This window comes from Bacillus sp. LUNF1, assembly GCF_011008975.1.
Lineage (GTDB): Bacteria > Bacillota > Bacilli > Bacillales > Bacillaceae > Bacillus > Bacillus velezensis.
Window position 1 is genome coordinate 897,721 of record NZ_CP048876.1, and the last position, 20,958, is coordinate 918,678.

At 47.5% G+C, this 20,958-nt stretch carries 20 protein-coding genes; 15 read left to right on the forward strand and 5 right to left on the reverse strand.

From position 1 onward, the window contains the following. Positions 1 to 59: 59 nt before the first annotated feature. Complete coding sequence (gene cspB, locus G4O42_RS04630; RefSeq protein WP_003155376.1) at positions 60 to 260, reverse strand: cold shock-like protein CspB; 201 nt, start codon at positions 258 to 260, stop codon at positions 60 to 62. A gap of 382 nt (positions 261 to 642) precedes the next feature. Here cspB and G4O42_RS04635 point away from each other — a divergent pair, with 382 nt between their 5' ends. Then, positions 643 to 1,473, forward strand: coding sequence for a MetQ/NlpA family ABC transporter substrate-binding protein (locus tag G4O42_RS04635; RefSeq protein WP_032874216.1), 831 nt, complete (start codon positions 643 to 645; stop codon positions 1,471 to 1,473). A gap of 16 nt (positions 1,474 to 1,489) precedes the next feature. Here G4O42_RS04635 and G4O42_RS04640 read toward each other — a convergent pair whose 3' ends face one another. Beyond that, positions 1,490 to 2,569, reverse strand: coding sequence for a GGDEF domain-containing protein (locus tag G4O42_RS04640; RefSeq protein ID WP_032874219.1), 1,080 nt, complete (start codon positions 2,567 to 2,569; stop codon positions 1,490 to 1,492). A gap of 151 nt (positions 2,570 to 2,720) precedes the next feature. Here G4O42_RS04640 and G4O42_RS04645 point away from each other — a divergent pair, with 151 nt between their 5' ends. Continuing rightward, positions 2,721 to 4,112: an L-cystine transporter gene (locus G4O42_RS04645; protein ID WP_029325984.1), complete on the forward strand. Its 1,392-nt coding sequence runs from the start codon at positions 2,721 to 2,723 to the stop codon at positions 4,110 to 4,112. A 104-nt stretch (positions 4,113 to 4,216) separates the two neighbouring features. Here G4O42_RS04645 and G4O42_RS20220 read toward each other — a convergent pair whose 3' ends face one another. Further along, the gene (locus G4O42_RS20220) at positions 4,217 to 4,651 is read right to left on the reverse strand and encodes a hypothetical protein (RefSeq protein WP_406526095.1); all 435 of its coding nucleotides are present in this window, start codon (positions 4,649 to 4,651) and stop codon (positions 4,217 to 4,219) included. A gap of 381 nt (positions 4,652 to 5,032) precedes the next feature. Between G4O42_RS20220 and G4O42_RS04655 the strand changes: the two genes are divergently transcribed. Together G4O42_RS04655 and G4O42_RS04660 are read left to right on the forward strand one after the other, a co-directional pair. Further along, on the forward strand, positions 5,033 to 5,572 hold the full coding sequence (locus G4O42_RS04655) for a YhcN/YlaJ family sporulation lipoprotein (RefSeq protein WP_003155362.1): 540 nt from the start codon (positions 5,033 to 5,035) through the stop codon (positions 5,570 to 5,572). Between the two features lie 120 nt (positions 5,573 to 5,692). Continuing rightward, positions 5,693 to 6,595, forward strand: coding sequence for a hypothetical protein (locus tag G4O42_RS04660; protein ID WP_032875163.1), 903 nt, complete (start codon positions 5,693 to 5,695; stop codon positions 6,593 to 6,595). Here G4O42_RS04660 and G4O42_RS04665 read toward each other — a convergent pair whose 3' ends face one another. Next, positions 6,596 to 7,261, reverse strand: coding sequence for a spore coat protein (locus G4O42_RS04665; protein WP_007610275.1), 666 nt, complete (start codon positions 7,259 to 7,261; stop codon positions 6,596 to 6,598). A 193-nt stretch (positions 7,262 to 7,454) separates the two neighbouring features. Here G4O42_RS04665 and G4O42_RS04670 point away from each other — a divergent pair, with 193 nt between their 5' ends. Both G4O42_RS04670 and G4O42_RS04675 read left to right on the forward strand, forming a co-directional pair. Beyond that, the gene (locus G4O42_RS04670; RefSeq protein WP_032874228.1) at positions 7,455 to 9,509 is read left to right on the forward strand and encodes a 5'-nucleotidase C-terminal domain-containing protein; all 2,055 of its coding nucleotides are present in this window, start codon (positions 7,455 to 7,457) and stop codon (positions 9,507 to 9,509) included. Continuing rightward, positions 9,506 to 10,102 (forward strand): class D sortase, encoded by a 597-nt coding sequence (locus G4O42_RS04675; protein WP_032874231.1) that lies wholly within the window; start codon positions 9,506 to 9,508, stop codon positions 10,100 to 10,102. Before G4O42_RS04670 ends, G4O42_RS04675 begins: the two co-directional genes overlap by 4 nt. Here G4O42_RS04675 and G4O42_RS04680 read toward each other — a convergent pair. After that, positions 10,099 to 11,007 carry an RluA family pseudouridine synthase gene (locus tag G4O42_RS04680; protein WP_032874233.1) on the reverse strand — a complete coding sequence of 303 codons (909 nt, stop codon included), beginning with the start codon at positions 11,005 to 11,007 and terminating at the stop codon, positions 10,099 to 10,101. The two genes, G4O42_RS04675 and G4O42_RS04680, sit on opposite strands and share 4 nt — an antisense overlap. 109 nt (positions 11,008 to 11,116) lie before the next feature. Between G4O42_RS04680 and G4O42_RS04685 the strand changes: the two genes are divergently transcribed. From G4O42_RS04685 to glpD, 9 genes are all read left to right on the forward strand, one after another. Continuing rightward, entirely contained in the window at positions 11,117 to 11,512 is a 396-nt protein-coding gene (locus G4O42_RS04685; protein ID WP_032874236.1) for a DUF5365 family protein, read from the forward strand. Between the two features lie 130 nt (positions 11,513 to 11,642). Next, a complete protein-coding gene (locus G4O42_RS04690) occupies positions 11,643 to 12,065 on the forward strand; it encodes a CBS domain-containing protein (RefSeq protein WP_007408449.1) in 423 nt (140 codons plus the stop codon). Between the two features lie 127 nt (positions 12,066 to 12,192). Further along, positions 12,193 to 12,882, forward strand: coding sequence for an HAD family hydrolase (locus G4O42_RS04695; protein WP_003155347.1), 690 nt, complete (start codon positions 12,193 to 12,195; stop codon positions 12,880 to 12,882). Next, entirely contained in the window at positions 12,875 to 14,413 is a 1,539-nt protein-coding gene (locus G4O42_RS04700; protein ID WP_007408451.1) for a bifunctional GNAT family N-acetyltransferase/carbon-nitrogen hydrolase family protein, read from the forward strand. Before G4O42_RS04695 ends, G4O42_RS04700 begins: the two co-directional genes overlap by 8 nt. Positions 14,414 to 14,655: 242 nt before the next feature. After that, entirely contained in the window at positions 14,656 to 16,008 is a 1,353-nt protein-coding gene (locus G4O42_RS04705) for an aspartate aminotransferase family protein (protein ID WP_087920791.1), read from the forward strand. A gap of 16 nt (positions 16,009 to 16,024) precedes the next feature. Next, a complete protein-coding gene (locus G4O42_RS04710) occupies positions 16,025 to 16,600 on the forward strand; it encodes a glycerol-3-phosphate responsive antiterminator (RefSeq protein WP_007610287.1) in 576 nt (191 codons plus the stop codon). Between the two features lie 172 nt (positions 16,601 to 16,772). After that, positions 16,773 to 17,600, forward strand: coding sequence for an MIP/aquaporin family protein (locus G4O42_RS04715; protein WP_032874243.1), 828 nt, complete (start codon positions 16,773 to 16,775; stop codon positions 17,598 to 17,600). Between the two features lie 16 nt (positions 17,601 to 17,616). After that, entirely contained in the window at positions 17,617 to 19,107 is a 1,491-nt protein-coding gene (glpK, locus tag G4O42_RS04720) for a glycerol kinase GlpK (RefSeq protein ID WP_032874246.1), read from the forward strand. A 138-nt stretch (positions 19,108 to 19,245) separates the two neighbouring features. Further along, positions 19,246 to 20,913, forward strand: a complete 1,668-nt coding sequence (glpD, locus tag G4O42_RS04725) for a glycerol-3-phosphate dehydrogenase (protein ID WP_032874251.1) — start codon at positions 19,246 to 19,248, stop codon at positions 20,911 to 20,913. Positions 20,914 to 20,958 lie beyond the last annotated feature (45 nt).

The following is a 20,958-nucleotide window of genomic DNA, read 5'->3' on the forward strand; positions in this document are numbered from 1 at the left end:
CTTTTCGTTTTAGATGAAAAAAAACCTGCCGGCGTACACCGGCAGGTTTTTTAAACAATTTATGCTTTTGTTACGTTAGCAGCTTGTGGTCCGCGGTTTCCTTCAACGATTTCGAAAGAAACAGATTGGCCTTCTTCTAAAGTTTTGAAGCCTTCGCCTTGAATAGCAGAGAAGTGAACGAATACATCGTCTTGACCTTCTACTTCGATGAATCCGAATCCTTTTTCAGAGTTGAACCATTTTACTTTACCTTCTAACATGAAATTTCCTCCTAAAGCGACATAACGCTTAAATTCACTATTCTTGCTCTAAAACAAACTTCCAAGACGAAAACTCTTACAAAACTTTCTTCTTAAAGATAGTTCGAACAAAAATAATTACCTTTACTCTACCAGTAATTCGAAGAAAAAACAACTGCTAAATGTAACTTTTTTCGAAATAACATGTTTTAAGAGGAGAACGCTCTGATACGGAAATCTGATTTGAGACTAGAACAGCCCATTTACAGCTGATAAAAACCGCTTTACAGCCTCTTAAGGAAGCAATTGACAACCCTTTTTTAAATCGGTATTGTATGTAATCATGAGCCCGAATATCATGGTGCAGCCTCTGTACATAAAAATAGATAGGGAGTAGGTCAACTTGAACCTGCGGCTTATAAACAGTCTGTTTCTTTTCATTTTGATCATATCACTTACTTCATGCCATTATCCTGACGGGAACCGGACAATTACTATCGGGATCAATGAATCTGATCAATCGATCTGGGAGTTTGTCGCGAAAAAAGCCGGTGAGGAAGGATTGCAGCTTTCTTTGGTAACGTTTTCGGATTATGCCGAGGCCGATTTGGCGCTTGCCGGCGGGGATCTCGACGCCAATGCGTTTCAATCCGTTTCTTATTTTCAATCTTTGCCGCCTCATGTGAAAAAGAAGCTGGCTCCTTTAGGAACGACATATGCGGCATCGCTGGGGGTGTATTCCAAGCAACATAAACGGCTGAAGGATATACCGGACGGAGCGGTCATTGCCGTGCCTGGTGAAGCGGCGGACTTCGGAAGGGCGCTTTTTCTCATGCAGGAGGCCGGACTGATGACATTGAAAAAGGGATTCACCGGTACGGGTTCAACTGATATGATCAAGGACAACCCGAAGCATCTGACCTTAAAAACGGAAACAAAAAAGAACGCATATCAGGCGGCGGAACATGCTGACGCAGCAGTTCTCAGTCAAAGCGAGGCGAAAAGAGCAGGATTTCATGCGGAGAAGGACGCGCTGATCCGATCGGCGCAAATGAAGGAAGCGTATATTCATCTGATCGCCGTCAGGGCTGAGGATAAAGATGATGAACGGATGCAAAAACTCCTGTCTTTGTATCAATCAGATGATACCGCGGCGTTTATTGAAAAAGAATATGAGGGCAGCCTGATTCCTGTTTTCCTGAAAGGCGGCTTTCTCACTGAAAAGAAAGAATGATTTCCTCTTCGGGCGATCATTCTTTTTTTTCAGTGCTGCACACTTGATTGCGCCCTGATGTTTTCGCTTTGTACAGCATCCGGTCCGCGATCAGGGGCAATGTCTGAGGATCCGATGTATTTGTCGGATAATGCGCGATGCCGAGGGAAACGGTCACGGGAATTGTATCTCCGCTCGTCAGCAGAATCGGGTTCGCGTCAATCGTGTGCCTGATTTCTTCTGCGAGGTGAAGCCCTTTTGTATACGTGCAATTGGGCATAAGCACGGCAAATTCTTCGCCGCCGATGCGGGCTGACGGGTCAGAACTGCTGAGTAAGAACCTCAGACGCGTCCCCAGTTCTTTCAGTACTCGATCCCCTTCATAATGGCCGTATTGATCATTGATCTGCTTAAAGTGATCAATATCCAAATAAATAAGCGCGAGCTGAGACGAGGGGGATTGAGACGCCCGATCGAACAGAACGCGCGAGACTTCCTCGAATTTTCTCTTATTAAAAATCCCCGTCAGAAAATCATAATTCGCTTGAAACTTGTATTGCTTGAACAAAAGGCGGGCATCGGCTTCGTGTTTGATGATATACAGCGACAGCATTCCGCCCAAGGTGGAAATAAGCCAATAATAAACGAGGGCCCCGGCAGGCTGTTCAGGCATAAGAAACAGCAGCGTCAGGGTGAAAATAACATTTGAAAAAAGCAGCATAACGAACGCCATTTTGTGATCCGGCTTTTTTCCTCTGAGGACGGCCGCAGAAAGTATCGCAATAACCCCGACGGCGGCGATGGAAAAAATGGCGCTTGTATTGAAATTGATCAAGATACGGCCTGCGACGATAATCGCAAAGGCGGCTGCCGTAGACACCCAGCCTCCGTAAAGAGCGGCGATGATAATGGGGATATTTCTGAGATCAATGATGGAATCGGAGTAAGAAAAGCCGAAAGCAATCAGAAAAACCCCTAAAAGCCCGCAGACCGTCCCCTTCAGTAATTGAAAGATCAGACGGTCTTCTTTATACGAAAGCGACTCTTTAAAAAGAAGGGTGAAGAGATAATTAAATGTAATTAAAATCGTTAAATTAAGAAACAGTTCCTTCAGCATAACAATCACCCTTATATAAGTTACTAGAGAAAGGGTGGAAAGAAAAGAGAAAAGTCTATAAAAATACATATTTTGTCAATTCTTACTTGACCGATCGGAATTCATATAATATAGTGTTAAAGGATAATGAGCAAGGGAGTGTTTACCTGTTTTGGAGAATTTATTTATAGTCTTACATGTTTTCATTATGCTTTTGCTTATAGCAGGTCTGTTTGTCATGCAAAAGAAACACGTTTCCTTTTCTAAACGTGTCTTTACCGCGCTCGGACTAGGCATTGTATTCGGTTTTGCACTGCAATTGATTTACGGGCCGGCTTCACATATCGTGACACAAACGGCCGATTGGTTTAATATTGCCGGCGGCGGTTATGTCAAATTGCTTCAGATGATCGTCATGCCGCTAGTCTTTATTTCTATTCTCGGCGCATTTACGAAGCTGAAACTGACCCATAACATCGGGAAAATCAGCGGACTGATCATCGGAATTTTGATCGCTACGACAGCAATTGCTGCGGCAGTCGGAATTGCTTCGGCGCTATCCTTTGATCTGAAAGCCGTTCATATCGACCAGGGAAGCACCGAGTTATCAAGAGGCCAGGAGCTGCAGCAAAAATCTGAGGATATGACGGCCAAAACGCTGCCTCAGCAAATCGTTGAGCTTCTGCCGGGAAATCCGTTTCTTGATTTCACGGGGGCCAGACCGACTTCCACCATCGGAGTCGTTATTTTCGCCGCTTTCCTCGGCATCGCTTTTCTGGGCGTGAAACGGAAACAGCCGGAGCACGCTGCGACTTTCAGCGGAATTGTCGATGCGGTATACGCGATTATTATGCGCGTCGTGACACTAATTTTAAGACTGACGCCTTACGGGGTATTGGCGATTATGACAAAGACGATCGCGACAAGCGACATCGACAGCATTACGAAACTGGGGATGTTTGTGATCGCTTCATACGCCGCGCTTATTGTCATGTTTATCATTCACTTGCTGCTGATTACGTTCAGCGGTTTAAATCCGATCACATACGTGAAAAAAGCATTTCCTGTCATGGTGTTTGCGTTTACGTCCCGTTCAAGCGCAGGGGCTTTGCCGCTCAATATTAAAACACAAAAAAGCATGGGCGTCCCGGAAGGAATTGCGAACTTCGCCGGTTCATTCGGCTTATCGATCGGTCAAAACGGCTGTGCCGGCATTTACCCGGCGATGCTCGCGATGATGATTGCGCCGACAGTAGGGCAAAACCCGTTTGAACCGGGATTTATCATCTCCGTCATTGCCATCGTGGCAATCAGTTCATTCGGTGTAGCAGGCGTGGGAGGCGGCGCGACATTTGCGGCTCTGCTCGTCCTATCCGCTTTGAACATGCCTGTCGCGCTTGCCGGGCTGCTCATTTCAATTGAGCCGTTAATTGACATGGGGCGCACCGCCTTAAATGTCAGCGGCAGTATGACCGCAGGGCTGTTAACGAGTAAAATGACGAAGGAAACCGATACCGCGGTGTACAATGATTCCTCAATCGTCATTGAAGCTGAAGAAGCTTAACAAAAAAGCAGATCAATGGTTCATTCTCTTATAGAAAAATATGAGATAGAGCGCTAAAACGAAAAAATCCTTCATCGTTGAACGAATGAAGGATTTTTTCGTTTCTAATGATTTCCGGGTTCAATTTCTTCCAGCATATTCATCACGGTGCTGTCATTTAAAACATTTACCGCGCTTTCTTCGAAGTGAATCGGCTCGGTATAGTGAGGCTTCGGCGAAGTTTCTTTACTGCGGCTGCGGTCTACCTGGCCGTCCGTATGGGATGAGCCGGAGTGATTGCGGGAAGTCTGCTCATGCTGCTGTCCGCCGGATTCCCCGCCGAAAGCCTGTTTGATCAGCTCGGCAGGCTGCGTAGAGCCGGTTTGTGAATGCCGGGCTTTGTCCGTGTGCTGCTGTCCGCCGGATTCCCCGCCGAAAGCCTGTTTGATCAGCTCGGCAGGCTGCGTAGAGCCGGTTTGTGAATGCCGGGCTTTGTCCGTGTGCTGCTGTCCGCCGGATTCCCCGCTGAACGCCTGTTGAATCAGGTCAGCAGGCTGCATGGAGCCGGTTTGTGAATGCCGGGCTTTGTCTGTGTGCTGCTGTCCGCCGGATTCCCCGCCGAACGCCTGTTGAATCAGGTCAGCAGGCTGCATGGAGTGTGTACCATCTTTATGCTGCATTCGGCCTGAAACCATTCCGGAGATTTTCCGGCGGATTTCGGGTGATAAAGCTGCAATCAGAATCGATGATCCGATCAGCAGCGCTGTCGGGCTGACGCCGCTTTTTTTTCTGAACAAGTTAAATCCCTCCTCATTCAATTGATTACGTTTACCTTTCCCTTTCCTTCTGATATTTATCCAAACCGCTCAGAATGCAAACGGCGTGCATAAATCCCGCCGAATAGAAAAACCTATACGTAAAGTGAGAAAGGAGGAATTCACATGATAAAAAAGCAAGCAGTTATCTCTGCCCTTCTTCTGCCGATGCTGATTACCGCAGGGTGCAGTATGGGGAACCAGGGAGAAGGAAAACGAAATGACAACCGCACCCAGAATGTAAATTACCGCAACACGCCTAACGACGGTGCGACAAATATGAATACAGTGAACCGTCATAACCAAAACACCGATCACAATGACAATCGTAACCTGAGAGTGGCTGATAAAGCCGCCGACAAGGTGACTGATTTAAAAGAGGTTAAAAATGCGACTGTGATCGTTGCCGGAAACAGCGCTTATGTAGCCGTTGTTTTGACAAACGGACAAAAAGGCGCCATCGCCAACCATTTGAAAAATAAGATTACCGATAAGGTGAAATCGGCCGATAAACATGTCCGGACTGTATATGTATCAGCGAACCCGGACTTCGTTGAACGCATGCAAGGCTACGGAAAACGAATCCAAAACGGACATCCTGTATCCGGTCTGTTTGATGAATTCGGTCAAATGGTGCAGCGTGTATTCCCAAACCCCAATAAATAAATGAATGGAAAAGCCGCATTTGATGCGGCTTTTTTATTTTATCTGCCGTCACGACCCAGCGCTCCTGAGCATAAAGTAAAGAATGAGATGAAAATTGAAGGATCGGGGAGGGGAGCTTGTTTGCGTGACGGCATGGGGAAACGGGCGGCATTCACTCTGATCCTGTGCGGTGTCCTTGTCATATTGGCTGTCAGTTCAGCAGTTTCAGTAAGTATGATGTACGTCCTGTCAGGCCAAAACAGCCGCTCTGTTCCGACGATGGAACAAGTGACTGAACACATGAATAAAGAAATTTACAAACATACAGCGATTTACTATACGGCGGATGAAAAGCCGCTCTTGGATCTGACCAAGCTTACGCTGGACCACGCAAAGCGTATCAATCAAATCATTGTCGGCTATAAAGGTGCAGCGCCACTTGAACTCATTTTCTTTTCGGATGAAGCTGAAATGGAGCAATATTCAGGATTGAAAAATGTAGTCGGTTTTTATTCAGAACAGGAGCAGATGATGGGGCTTTTGCCTGAAGAGAAAAAACAGCTTTTGAAAAAAGATGAGCTGGCCGTTTTCATGTATAAGCAATTGATTATACATGAATATACACACTACGCGTTTCATCAAAAAACGCGGCAATTGGGGACGGATACGTTTGTATTTCCGCTTTGGTTTCATGAGGGGCTGAGCGAGTGGGTCGCGCATTATGATGTAGTCATTGATCCGATTGCATTTTCCGTCGTGCCGTTTGATCAATTAACGACCGACCGAAAATGGCAGAAATCGCGTATGGAATATGAAACAGATGTCTATTTACAAAGCTTCTATATGATAAAGGACTTAACCGAAACATTCGGAGAAGGCATTATCTTAACCATTATCAACAAAACCGCCGAAACACAGGATTTTGAAAAAGGCTTTGAAGCGGCTACGAAAGAAAGCCTGAAACAATTTGAACATGATTTCACAAAAGCATATGAAAAAAAGAAAACGGCATTGGAGAGTCAGGTTTCCAACGCCGTTTTTTAATCAATGGAGGTTTTGCTGCTGCTGTCCCATTTGTCCTTTAATCGGAGGCATTTGCGGCTGTCCCTGGGCCGGTGCAAATGAATTCAGCATGGTCTGCATATCTTGTGCATTGAGCTGAGGAACCTGATAATAACCGTGTTTATTTTGGTATAAGAAGATTTCAAACGCCATTTCGACATATTGCTGAATTTGGGCGGAGAGCACTCTTCTTGTGACGGGATTGGTCATTTCAAGCGAGCTCATCGTCAAGAGAGAAGCTTGAGCTTTAATCAGGCCGAGCATATGGCCGCTGATCCCGAGATCTTTGACATCATTTAATGATTGATTTGGTTTTTTCGGCTGAGTCGGTTTTATACCGTAGACGGCCTGGTTCTGTTCCTTCATCATATATGTTGACGTTTCCTGAGAAGGCTTTTGGCCGGTCTTAAAGCATTCTGCCGTCAGATTATAGAGTCCCAGAATGAATTGATACTGGCGGTCAAGGATGTCGGCCAGCTGCTGATCCTGTATAAACTGTCTGAGCATCATAAATTGATCCAAAACGCCGACTGTTCCGGCCAGCACTTCATGCATATCGAAAAGCTCATGTCCTCCGTGATTCACTTGCGGTGAACCCGGGATCCCCTGATTTACTGGCGGCTGCTGCTGATTCTGCTGCTGTTCCACTGGTTGTTTTCCTCCTTCATGTCAAATCATCATTAAGATGTGAAAAAAGCCGATCCGTTATACATCAAGACCTGTTTCGTTACGTGGGGATTATTTACTATTTTGCGCCAGTGAAGACAATCTTTACAAAAAAGTGATGTGATTTTTAAGAAAATAAGCTAACGTATTTCTTAGAAGACAGGGGGGGAAATGAATGAAGAAAATAAGGGGTATTCGTCTTTCGTGCTGTCTGCTGACGGTTTGTTTTATGATGTTCAGCGTGAAAGATGCGGAAGCAATCGGACAAGCAGGATCACTGAATGAAGCTGGAACGGATAAAGCGTATAAAGAACGGCAGACTGAAGACTCCGGCCGTGTCCCGCTCAGAATCATCAGCATGAATGATCTGCACGGAAAAATTGATCAGCAATATGAGCTTGACCTTAACGGAGACGGTAAACCGGATGGCACTTTCGGGCGAATGGACTACGCCGCAGCGTACATTAAAAAGGCGAAAGCCGAGAAAGAACACGCCTTTGTCGTGCATGCGGGCGATATGATCGGAGGCAGCTCTCCCGTGTCAGCCCTTTTTCAGGATGAACCGACAGTAGAATTGATGGAAGACATCGGTTTTGATGTCGGAACTGTCGGCAATCACGAATTCGATGAAGGAACGAATGAGCTTAAACGGATCATCAATGGAGGAGATCATCCGGACGGTAAGGGGACAAGCGGTTATGACGGCCAAAATTTCCCGCTCGTCTGCGCCAACTGTAAACTGAAGTCAGGGGAGTCCTTTCTGCCGCCGTATGAAATTAAATACATTTCCGGAATTCCGGTCGCATTTATCGGGGTTGTAACCAGATCGGCGGCAGGCATGGTCATCCCGGACGGAATTAAAAATATTACGTTTACGGATGAGGTAAAGGCTGTCAATGACGCCGCCGCTGACCTGAAGAAAAAAGGAATTAAAGCAATCGCCGTGCTCGCCCATATGTCTGCTGAACAAAATGGCTCAGCCATCACGGGAGAATCCGCAAAGCTTGCAAGCGGAACAGACTCAGAGATTGATGTGATTTTCGCCGCGCACAATCATAAAGTCGTAAACGGAGAAATCGACGGCAAGCTGATCGTGCAGGCATTTGAATACGGAAAAGCAATCGGAATCGCCGATCTTGAACTAGATAAAGAGTCGAAGGATATCGTGAAAAAATCAGCGGAAATCCAATATATCGATCAAAGTAAAATCAAGCCTGACCCGGCTGCGGCAGGCATATTAAGCAAATATGAAGAGAAAGTGAAACCGATTATCAGCGAAACGGTCGGGGAAGCGGCCCATGATATAACGGGCGGATATTCAAATGACGGCGACACGGCGCTCGGAAATCTGATTGCCGACGGTATGAAAGCGAAGATGAAATCCGATTTTGCGCTTATGAATGGAGGAGGCATCCGGGACGGCTTAAAAAAAGGGCCGATCACATGGGGAGACCTTTATAATGTACAGCCGTTCGGCAATGTGCTGACGAAGCTTGAAATCAAAGGAAAAGATTTGGGGGAGATCATTAACGCGCAAATTTCTCCGGTGTACGGTCCGGATTACAGCATCAGCGGATTTACCTATACATGGAACCCGGAAACCGGACAAGCGGTGGATATGAAAATGGCGGACGGGACAGACATACAGCCCGAAAAAGGATATACAGTAACAGTCAATCAATTTATGGCGACGGCAGCGGGGGCAAAATACGGTCCGATCGGGAAACTCGGCAAGAATCCGGTGACGGGGCCTGAGGATTTGGAAGCGACTGCAGACTATGTCAAAAGCTTTTCCGCACCGATTTCTTATCAGACCGACGGCCGCATCCGCACGGCATCAGCAGGCGAAACACCTGATGACACCGGCAATCAGCCGGGAAGCGGGGAAACACCGGGCGGCACCAGGCCTGATAAAGGAGAAAAACCTCAGGCGGAAAAACCCGCTAAAAAACCGGATGCAGCAGAACAGCCTGATCAAACCAAAAAACCTAAACGTCCTGTCGCAGAAGAAACAGCATCTGATACAGTGCAGTCAATTCCGGAATCCCGTGCGGCGTCTGCCGCAAATTCGGAACAAAGCACAAAACAGACTGAAAGCGGCACACAAAAAGGCCGCCCATTGCCTGATACTTCAGCGGGCAGCCATCAGACGGCATTGGCCGGACTGGTGATCACGGGTGCCGGCGTATATTGGCTTTTCAGAAAGAAAAGGGGAACCCGCACACGATGAACAAACTGAAACATATTCCGCTTCTCGTCATCATCGTCGGTATCATCATCACATGTTACGGAAGCTGGAAGATCATTGATTCACATATGAAAACGAACCAATCGCTTGAAGAAGCAAAAAAAGCAACAGAACCTGTCTTGGAAAAGAAAAAAACAAAAAGCGCTGTGCTGACACAGCGCAAAAAAGAATTCCACCCCGAAACGGGTGAGGCAAGCGGCATTTTAGAAATCCCTGAAATCGACGCTGAGCTCCCGATCGTCGAAGGGACTGACGCAGATGATTTGGCAAAAGGCGTCGGACATTATAAGGACAGCTATTATCCGGGCGATCACGGCCAAATTGTGTTATCCGGCCACAGAGACACGGTGTTCCGCCGGACCGGCGAACTGAAAAAAGGAGACAGACTGAACGTGATTCTGTCTTACGGCACGTTTTCTTATAAAATCAGCCGTACAAAAATCGTCAGCCGGGATGATACATCTGTCATCACCCTTCAGCACAAGCGGGAGGAATTGATCCTGACCACTTGCTATCCGTTTTCTTACATTGGAAATGCGCCGAAACGATATATTATATATGCCGACCCGGTTTAAGAAAAATACGTTTCCGTAAAATGAGCCAGATCAGCCGGCATCGGCGCCTCGGCAACGATTTCTTCTCCTGAGATCGGATGGACGACACTGACTTTTTTGGCGTGAAGCGCCTGCCTGTGAAACAGCGTCCTGCTTCCGCCGTACAGGTCATCGCCCGCCAACGGATGGCCGATGCTTGCCATATGCACCCTGATTTGATGTGTTCTCCCGGTTTCCAGTTCAAGCTCTGCCAATGTAAGCTGCGCACCGGGATGATAGCCTTTCACTTTGTAATGGGTGACGGCGGCTTGTCCGCCGGGTGAGACGCGCCGTCTGACGGAATGTGACCTGTCGCGGCCGATCGGCGAGTCAACTGTGCCTTTTTTAGGCGTCACTTTTCCTTCCGCCGCGGCGATATAGGTGCGTTTTAATGTTTTGGTTTCGAGCTGACGGTCAAGGATTGCATGGGCCAGGCGGTGTTTCGCGAAAACGACCGCGCCTGAAGTGTCACGGTCAAGACGGTGAACGTGGCGCACTTTCGCCTGCTCGCCGTTGATTTGAAAATGGTAAGCGATCAGGTTGCTGAGGGTGCCGGTCTGACCCTCTTCATTTGGATGAGTCGGCATTCCCGCCGGCTTATTCGCAATCAGCATATGATTGTCCTCAAATAAAATGTCCGGCTCTCCGTATTCCGGAATCACCGAGGAACCCGTTTTTTCCTGAAGATCAATGAATAAGCGATCTCCGGTTTTCAGTATGATGTTGTTTTTCGGTGATGTTCGATTCACCTGGATGCTTTCTTGGTTCATCCATTCCGTAATTACGGGTTTTGACGCCTGGAATTCAGATTTCAGGACTGAAAACAGCCATTGTCCGGCGTGCTTTTCCGTAATTAGGAGTTCCAGACCGCGGTCATTTTGTTTCATTTCATAAAGCTCCTTTTCAAGCGGAAAGCGGCTGTTTCAATAGGAAACACTTACCTTAGCTTTCGCGTTTTTTTCTATGCTATTCTTGATAAAGATTAAGGATATTCACATGGCAAGAAAGGTGATTGATGTGAGAATTGTGAACGCAGCGACTGATGGACAAGAAAGCGCGATACAAGAGCTTTCCTCTGAATTGTTTCAAAATGTCTTTCCTCTTTATTTCTCCGAACTGGAAATTCAGCGCTTTAAAAAAAGGGGCGTATTATCATTACAAAACCAAAGTTACCAAGGAACTTTAAAAGAAGCGTTTCAAATTATGGCTTGTCTGCAAACGGTACATATCATGCTGTCAAAGCCGCACCCGGTATATGACGTCAAAGAGCGGGCGCTGTTTGATAAAAATTGCACTTTGCTGAACGAATGCGGAATGAATTTTCCGTTTACCTATGATGATTTCGAGACAGGTGCCGGATCAGAAGCCTGCGGTCGCAGAAGGCTGATCTGACGGGTGTAAAGAGCCTTTTTACAGGCTCTTTTTTGCTTCTTTGACATGATACCACAATTTCTTTCCTCTAACTCCCTTTATAATGAGACAAATCCCCGAGCATAATAAATGTCGAAAGGGGTGCTTTACAATGAGTTCAATCAAACAATCAATGACTACCCACGTGGCTACCGTTTCTCCCAATCAAACGATCCAGGAAGCGGCTGCGCTGATGCACCAGCATAATGTCGGAGCGATTCCCGTCGTTGACGGAGGGGAATTAAAAGGAATGCTGACAGACCGTGATATCGCATTGAGAACAACGGCTCAAGGCCGCGACGGCCAAACACCTGTTTCACACGTGATGTCTTCTGCAGTTGTATCCGGAAACCCGGAAATGAGTCTTGAAGAGGCGTCACATCTGATGGCCCAACACCAAATCCGCCGCCTTCCCATTGTCGATCAAAATCATCTGGTCGGGATCGTTGCGCTTGGAGACTTAGCGGTCGATCAGCGTTCAAATGAGTCTGCGGGAGCAGCTCTTTCCAATATTTCCAGTCAAAACACACAGTAACGGATGAAGAGAGCTTGCACTCATGCAGGCTCTTCTTTCCGTCAGAATGTTACATTTTGAACGCGAAAGAAATTCACGGTATAGTGTATACATAGGTCAGTACGTTTAGCTAAAGGAGCTGTAACCATTGATAAAAGCATTAATCTTTGATTTTGACGGGTTAATTTTAGATACAGAAACCCATGAATATGAAGTGCTGCAGGAAATGTTTGAAGAACACGGTTCAACATTGCCTTTATCCGTCTGGGGAAAGGTGATCGGAACGGCCGCGGGGTTTAAGCCGTTCGCATATTTAGAGGAGCAGCTGGGAAGAAAGCTCGATCATGATGAACTGACGGCGATCAGGCGCGGGCGCTTCGAACAGCGGATGAAGACGGAAACGGCGCGTCCCGGGGTGGAGGCTTATTTAGCCGCGGCAAAAGAATTAGGATTGAAGGTGGGGCTCGCTTCCAGCTCAGATTTTAAATGGGTGTCGGGCCATCTGAAGGAATTAGGCCTGTTTGATGAATTTGAAGTGATTCAGACGGCTGACGACGTAGAAGAAGTGAAGCCGAATCCGGAGCTCTATCTGAAAGCTGCGGAACATTTAGGCGTTGAACCATCTGAATGTCTGGCCTTTGAGGATTCGGTCAACGGCTCAATCGCAGCTAAACGGGCCGGCATGAAATGTGTCATCGTCCCGAATAAGGTAACAAGCGCCCTGTTATTTGAAGAATACGATCACAGACTGGAATCGATGGCGGAAATGGAACTTGAATTACTCTTACAGCGATTGAACGATCAAAACGAACCGGCAGGGGGAAGCAGCATTGTCTGAGAAACTTGATCTGACCCGTTTTGAAAAGAAAATGGTCATACGGAATATGGAAGAGAAAGATATTAACAAAATTATTGAGCTGCAAAAGGATTGTTTCCCGGGGATGGAGCCGTGGGAGCCTGAGCATTTAATCAGCCATCTCGCGCACTTTCCGGAAGGTCAGTTTTGCGCGGAGTATGAAGGGGAAATTATCGGTTCATGCTCAAGCCTGATCATCAATTTCGATGAATATGATGACCGCCACACGTGGCAGGACATTACAGACGACGGTTATATCACGAACCACAACCCCGACGGATTGAATCTGTACGGGATTGAGGTAATGGTTCACCCGGAATACAGACGGATGAAAATCGGACACCGGCTGTATGAGGCGAGAAAAGACTTGGCGAGACGATTGAATCTGAAAAGCATCATTATCGGCGGGCGGATCCCGAATTATCATAAGTATGCGGAAGAAATGACGGCGAGAGCCTATGTCGAACAGGTGACGCGCCATCAGATTTATGATCCGGTGCTTTCTTTCCAGCTGATGAACGGATTTACGCTCATGCGGATCAATCCGAATTATCTCCCGGATGACACCGCGTCCATTAAATATGCGACATTAATGCAATGGAACAATGTCGATTACCTGCCGCAGTCAAAGCGTTATTACAAATCGGCATTTCCGGTGCGCATCTGTGTCATTCAATATGAAATGAAAAAGATTTACTCCTTCGAGGAATTTGCCAATCAGGTTGAATATTATGTCGATGTGGCTTCCGATGCGAGATCTGATTTCGCGGTATTTCCGGAGATTTTCACAACGCAGCTGATGTCATTTCTCGAGGAGCGTTCTCCTAGTCTGGCCATTCAGAGGATTACCGAATATACCGAGGACTATATCAGCCTCTTTACAGATCTCGCGGTGAAATATAATGTCAACATCATCGGCGGCTCCCACTTCGTTGAAGAAGAGGGGAAAATTTATAACATCGCCTACTTATTCAGACGTGACGGCACGATTGAAAAACAATATAAGCTTCACATTACGCCGAATGAGCGGAAATGGTGGGGCATCAGCGCCGGAGACAGGGTGCGCGTATTTGATACGGACTGCGGAAAGATCGCCATTCAGATCTGTTACGATATCGAATTTCCGGAGCTTGCGAGAATTGCCGCCGATCAAGGGGCGAAAATTATCTTTACGCCGTTCTGCACTGAAGACCGCCAAGGCTACTTGCGCGTAAGGTACTGCTCTCAGGCGCGAGCGGTTGAAAACCAAATTTACACCGTCATCTCAGGTACGGTCGGAAACCTGCCGCAAACAGAAAATATGGATATTCAATACGCGCAGTCAGCCATTTTTGCTCCGTCTGATTTTGAATTTGCCAGAGACGGAATCGTCGGTGAAACGAATCCGAATATCGAAATGGTCGTGATCGGGGACGTGGACCTTGAAATCTTAAGAAGGCAGCGTGAGAACGGAACCGTGCGCCAGCTGAAAGACCGGCGCAAAGATATTTACCGGATTACGCATCTGAAATAAAAAACGCCCGCTCCGCTTAAGGGGCGGGTTTTTTTATAAAAACACTTGCACCGGCCCCGGTTTCGGGATATGCTCTTGTAGCCCTTTCGCTTTCTGGGAGAAAGCGTTTTTTTAATTGCCGCCGCTTTATTGACTCGCCCATGCCGCGCCTTTATATTCTTATTAAGAGAAAAACTTCACCAAGAGAATCGGCGTCAGAAGCCGGGCAGCTTTCGATACAGTGCAATGATATTGAAAGGGAGATGAGCGGTGTGGAACATGTACAAAAAAATCAGTCACTCAAACAAAAGGATAAAGAGCTGATTTGGCACGCGATGAAAGGGGCGGAGCCGGATGACAGCATAATCGTCCAAAAAGGGGAAGGCGCCTGGGTTACGGATATTGACGGCAGACGGTATTTGGACGGCATGTCAGGCCTGTGGTGCGTCAATATCGGATACGGGAGAAAGGAGCTTGCCGATGCGGCTTACAGCCAATTGAAGGAGCTTCCTTATTATCCGCTGACCCAAAGCCATCAACCTGCGATTGAGCTTGCGGAAAAACTGAATGAATGGCTCGGCGGCGATTATGTGATCTTCTTTTCCAACAGCGGATCGGAAGCAAATGAAACCGCGTTCAAAATTGCCCGCCAATACCACATTGAAAACGGCGATCACAGCCGCTTCAAATTCATCTCCCGGTACAGAGGCTATCACGGCAATACGATGGGGGCGCTCGCCGCTACGGGCCAGGCGCAGAGAAAATATAAATATGAGCCGCTCTCACAAGGTTTTTTGCACGCGGCGCCGCCTGATCTCTATCGGAATCCCGGCGATGCCGTCACATTGGAAAGCGCGCATGAAATCGACCGGATCATGACGTGGGAATTAAGCGAAACGATTGCCGGCGTGATTATGGAACCGATTATTACAGGCGGAGGGATACTGATGCCCCCGGACGGGTATATGGCAAAGGTAGAGGACATTTGCCGCCGCCACGGCGCGCTTCTGATCAGTGATGAAGTCATTTGCGGTTTCGGCCGCACGGGAGAGCCGTTCGGATTTCAGCATTACGGCGTTTCACCGGACATCGTCACAATGGCAAAAGGCATTACGAGCGCTTATCTGCCGCTGTCGGCAACGGCGGTAAAACGGGAGATTTTTGAGGCGTATTCGGGCGGTGAGCCGTACGGCCGCTTCCGGCACGTGAATACATTCGGAGGCAATCCGGCAGCCTGCGCCCTGGCTTTGAAAAACCTGCAATTGATGGAGGACGAACATCTGATCGCCCGCTCCCGGGAGCTTGGAGAAAGGCTGCTCCGTGAGCTTGAGCCGCTCAGAGAACATCCGGCGGTCGGAGATGTACGAGGCAAGGGCCTTCTTACCGGCATTGAGCTCGTCAAGGACAAAATCACGAAGGAACCCGCTGATGCCGCCCTTGTGCAGCACGTCATCACCGCGTGCAGAGAAAAAGGCCTGCTTGTCGGGAAAAATGGTGATACTGTAGCGGGATATAATAATGTCATTCAGCTGTCTCCGCCTTTTTGCCTGTCGGACGAGGAGCTCTCTTTCATCATTTCGACCGTCAAGGAAAGCGTGCTGAGCATTGATTTTTAATGTAAAGGAGTAAAACATGAGTTTTCACAACCAGCAGATTCTACCGGCTATCCGGAACATGAAGCAATTCGATGCATTTTTAGAGAGTCCGTTCTTATACGGCGTCATTTTAGATATCCACCTTGGTCAATTAAAAGGTGTCGTGAATGAAGCAAAAAAACACGGAAAACTTCTGATGGTTCACGTCGATTTAATTCACGGCATTAAGCATGACGAATACGGTGCGGAGTTCATTTGTCAGGACATCAGACCCGCGGGCATCATTTCGACGAGATCATCAGTCATCGTCAAAGCGAAACAAAAGAAAATATACGCGATCCAGCGTCTATTTCTCTTGGATACGAGCGCCATGGAGAAAAGCATGGAATTCGTCGGAAAGCATAAACCTGACTTTATCGAGGTTCTCCCGGGCATTGTTCCGACTTTAATCAGAGAAATTAAAGAAATGACGGGGATTCCTATTTTTGCCGGCGGCTTCATCCGCACGGAGCAGGACGTTGAAAACGCCTTGCAGGCAGGAGCCACGGCCGTGACGACTTCAGACACCGAACTATGGGCTAAATATGAACATTCTATGACAAAAAAAGATTGACACCGCTTACACCCATTGTTACAATAGACCTAGGTTAATACTATGTGATGGAGATCCGGAGACCCACAACAGCTCTTTACGGAAGCAATAAAGCGTAAAGCGGTTTGTTGTGGGTTTTTTATTCTCTATAACTCTGTCAAACCTGCTATTTTGTCATTTAGGAGGAATGATGATGACAGCATTTTGGGGAGAAGTAATCGGTACAATGCTGCTTGTTATTTTCGGCGGCGGCGTTTGTGCGGGAGTCAATTTAAAGAAATCGCTTTCATACCAATCCGGATGGATTGTTATTGTATTCGGCTGGGGATTGGGAGTAGCCATGGCGGCATATGCCGTCGGCAGCATCAGCGGCGCCCACTTGAATCCGGCTTTAACGATAGGCCTTGCGCTTGAAGGCAGCTTTCCTTGGAAAGAGGTCCCTGTTTATATTGCAGGACAGATGATCGGAGCAATGATCGGTGCGGTTGTTGTGTTCCTTCATTATCTGCCGCATTGGAAGGCGACGGATGATCCGGCCGCCAAACTGGGCGTTTTCTCGACCGGCCCGAGTATTCCTCATACATTTGGGAATATGATAAGTGAAGTCATTGGTACGTTTGTGCTTGTGCTCGGCATTTTGGCAATCGGAGCGAATGAATTTACAAAAGGGCTGAACCCGCTGATTGTCGGATTCCTCATCGTTGCCATCGGGATTTCTCTTGGAGGGACGACCGGATATGCGATCAACCCTGCGCGGGATTTGGGGCCGAGAATCGCTCACGCCTTTCTGCCGATTCCGAAAAAAGGGCCGTCAAATTGGAAATATGCCTGGATTCCCGTAGTCGGTCCGATCATGGGCGGTGCGTTCGGCGGCGTATTTTACAATGCCGCGTTTAAAGGAAATGTGACACCTAGCTTTTGGTTTGTAAGCGTTATAATGGTTGTAGTGCTTTTCATACTCTATATTTATACCAAGAAATCTCAATCACAGAAAACATTATCAAATTCTGAATATATTTAAAAAGGAGAGCGGCATCATGGAGACCTATATTTTATCAATTGACCAAGGCACAACAAGTTCAAGAGCGATTCTTTTTAATAAAGAAGGAAAAATCGTGCATTCCGCTCAAAAGGAATTCACACAGCATTTCCCTCAGCCGGGCTGGGTGGAGCACAATGCGAACGAAATCTGGGGATCGGTGCTCGCCGTTATCGCGACTGTGATCTCCGAGTCCGGAATCAGCGCTGATCAAATTGCCGGCATCGGCATCACGAACCAAAGGGAAACGACGGTCGTATGGGATAAAGATACCGGAAAGCCGGTATACAATGCAATTGTGTGGCAATCGAGACAAACATCCAGCATTTGCGAAGAGCTTCGTGAAAAAGGATATAATGATACATTCAGAGAAAAAACGGGACTTTTGATCGACCCTTATTTCTCAGGAACGAAAGTCAAATGGATTCTTGACAATGTAGAAGGCGCGCGGGAAAAAGCGGAAAACGGAAATCTTCTGTTCGGAACGATTGATTCATGGCTCATCTGGAAAATGTCCGGAGGGGCGGCGCACGTAACGGATTATTCCAACGCTTCAAGAACGCTGATGTTTAATATACATGAATTAAAATGGGATGACGAGCTGCTTGATATTTTAGGCGTACCGAAATCAATGCTGCCGGAAGTGAAACCGTCTTCTCATGTGTACGCGAAAACGGTTGATTATCATTTCTTTGGTAAAAATATTCCGATTGCGGGAGCGGCCGGAGACCAGCAGTCTGCGCTGTTCGGTCAGGCGTGCTTTGAAGAAGGCATGGGGAAAAACACATACGGCACAGGCTGCTTTATGCTGATGAATACCGGAGAAAAAGCCATCACTTCTGATCACGGCCTTCTGACGACAATCGCCTGGGGATTAGACGGAAAAGTCGAGTATGCATTGGAAGGAAGCATCTTTGTCGCAGGTTCTGCCATCCAATGGCTGAGAGACGGCATGCGGATGTTCCAGGATTCGAAAGAAAGCGAGACATACGCAGAGCGTGTGGATTCCGCTGACGGTGTTTATGTCGTGCCCGCTTTCGTCGGATTGGGCACACCGTACTGGGACAGTGACGTGCGCGGCTCAGTTTTCGGCCTGACACGCGGAACGACGAAGGAGCATTTTATCCGTGCCACGCTTGAATCTCTCGCATATCAGGCGAAAGATGTGCTTGATGCCATGGAGGCTGATTCAGGCATCTCTTTAAAAACATTGCGTGTAGACGGCGGAGCGGTAAAAAATAACTTCCTCATGCAGTTCCAGAGCGACTTGCTTGATGTGCCGGTCGAACGTCCGGAAATTAATGAAACGACGGCGCTCGGTGCCGCGTATTTAGCCGGAATCGCTGTCGGCTACTGGAAGGACAGCACTGAAATCGCCGATCAGTGGAACCTTGATAAGCAATTCAAACCGGAAATGGAAGATGAAAAACGCGATGAATTGTACGGCGGATGGAAAAAAGCAGTAAATGCAGCTATGGCTTTTAAATAAGATAAAATTATGGTATACTGAAAACAAGTTAATAGGAACGGTCCTGAGATGAGGAGAGACCACAGCACCAAAGTGACGACATGCGCTTTGGCTGTTGTGGTCTCTTTTTCTATACCGTGACAACAAGGAGGAAGCGTAATGATGAATCACCAATTTTCAAGTTTGGAACGGGATCATATGCTGGAAGACATGACTAAAAAAACATACGATCTGTTTATTATAGGCGGAGGTATTACGGGTGCCGGTACGGCGCTTGACGCTGCTTCAAGGGGAATGAAAGTCGCTTTGAGCGAAATGCAGGATTTCGCGGCCGGCACATCAAGCCGATCCACAAAGCTTGTTCACGGCGGTTTGCGTTATCTGAAGCAATTTGAAGTCAAAATGGTGGCTGAAGTCGGTAAGGAACGCGCCATCGTGTACGAAAACGGCCCGCACGTCACGACGCCGGAATGGATGCTGCTGCCGTTTCATAAAGGCGGCACGTTCGGTTCATTCTCTACTTCAATCGGCCTGCGTGTGTATGACTATTTAGCGGGAGTAAAAAAATCAGAGCGCAGAAGCATGCTGTCTGCTAAAGAAACACTGCAAAAAGAGCCGCTCGTCAAAAAAGACGGCTTAAAAGGCGGAGGCTATTATGTAGAGTACCGGACGGACGATGCGAGACTGACGATTGAAGTCATGAAAGAAGCCGTTAAATTCGGTGCTGAGCCTGTCAACTATTCTAAAGTGAAAGAACTGCTTTATGAAAAAGGAAAAGTTGTCGGCGTTTTAATTGAAGATCTGCTGTCAGGCAAGGAATACAAAGTGTACGCCAAAAAAATCGTCAATGCGACAGGTCCGTGGGTCGACGAGCTGAGAGAAAAAGACCACAGCAAAAGCGGAAAACATCTCCAGCACACAAAAGGGGTCCATCTCGTATTCGACCAATCCGTATTCCCGCTTAAACAGGCGGTGTACTTTGATACGCCGGACGGCCGGATGGTGTTCGCCATTCCGCGTGAAGGAAAAACATATGTGGGTACGACCGATACGGTTTACAAACAAAAACTTGAGCACCCGCGCATGACGGTGCAGGATCGCGATTATATCGTCAGCTCCATCAATTATATGTTCCCGGAACTGAACATTACGGCGGACGATATTGAATCTAGCTGGGCCGGCCTCAGACCGCTTATTCACGAAGAAGGGAAAGACCCGTCTGAGATCTCCCGTAAAGATGAAATCTGGACATCTCAATCAGGCCTGATTACGATCGCCGGAGGAAAACTGACGGGCTACCGTAAAATGGCTGAGCACATTGTCGATCTTGTCCGCGACCGCTTGAAAGAAGAGGGCGGCCAGGACTTCGGCGGCTGCAAGACGAAGACGATGCCGATTTCCGGCGGACATGTCGGCGGCTCTAAAAACTTCGAGTCATTTGTGGAAGCAAAGACAAAAGACGGCTTGAAAATCGGTTTATCACAGGAAACCGCTAAGCAGTTAGCCATCAGATACGGCTCTAACGTTGAAAATGTATTCAGCCGGATTGAAGGCCTGAAAGATGAAGCGGAAAAACGCCAGATTCCGGTTCACATTCTGGCGGAAGCGGCTTACAGCATCGAAGAAGAAATGGCTGCGACACCTGCCGATTTCTTCGTCCGCAGAACGGGAAGACTGTTCTTCGACATCAAATGGGTGCAAACGTATAAAACGGCCGTGATTGATTACATGAGCGACCGATTCCAATGGAATGACGAAACGAAAGAAAAACACACTGAGTGGTTAAATATGCTGCTGCACGACGCGGTTGTTCCGCTCGAACAATAATAACCGGAGGGCTGTGCCGAAAAGGCATGAGCCCTTCTTTTATCT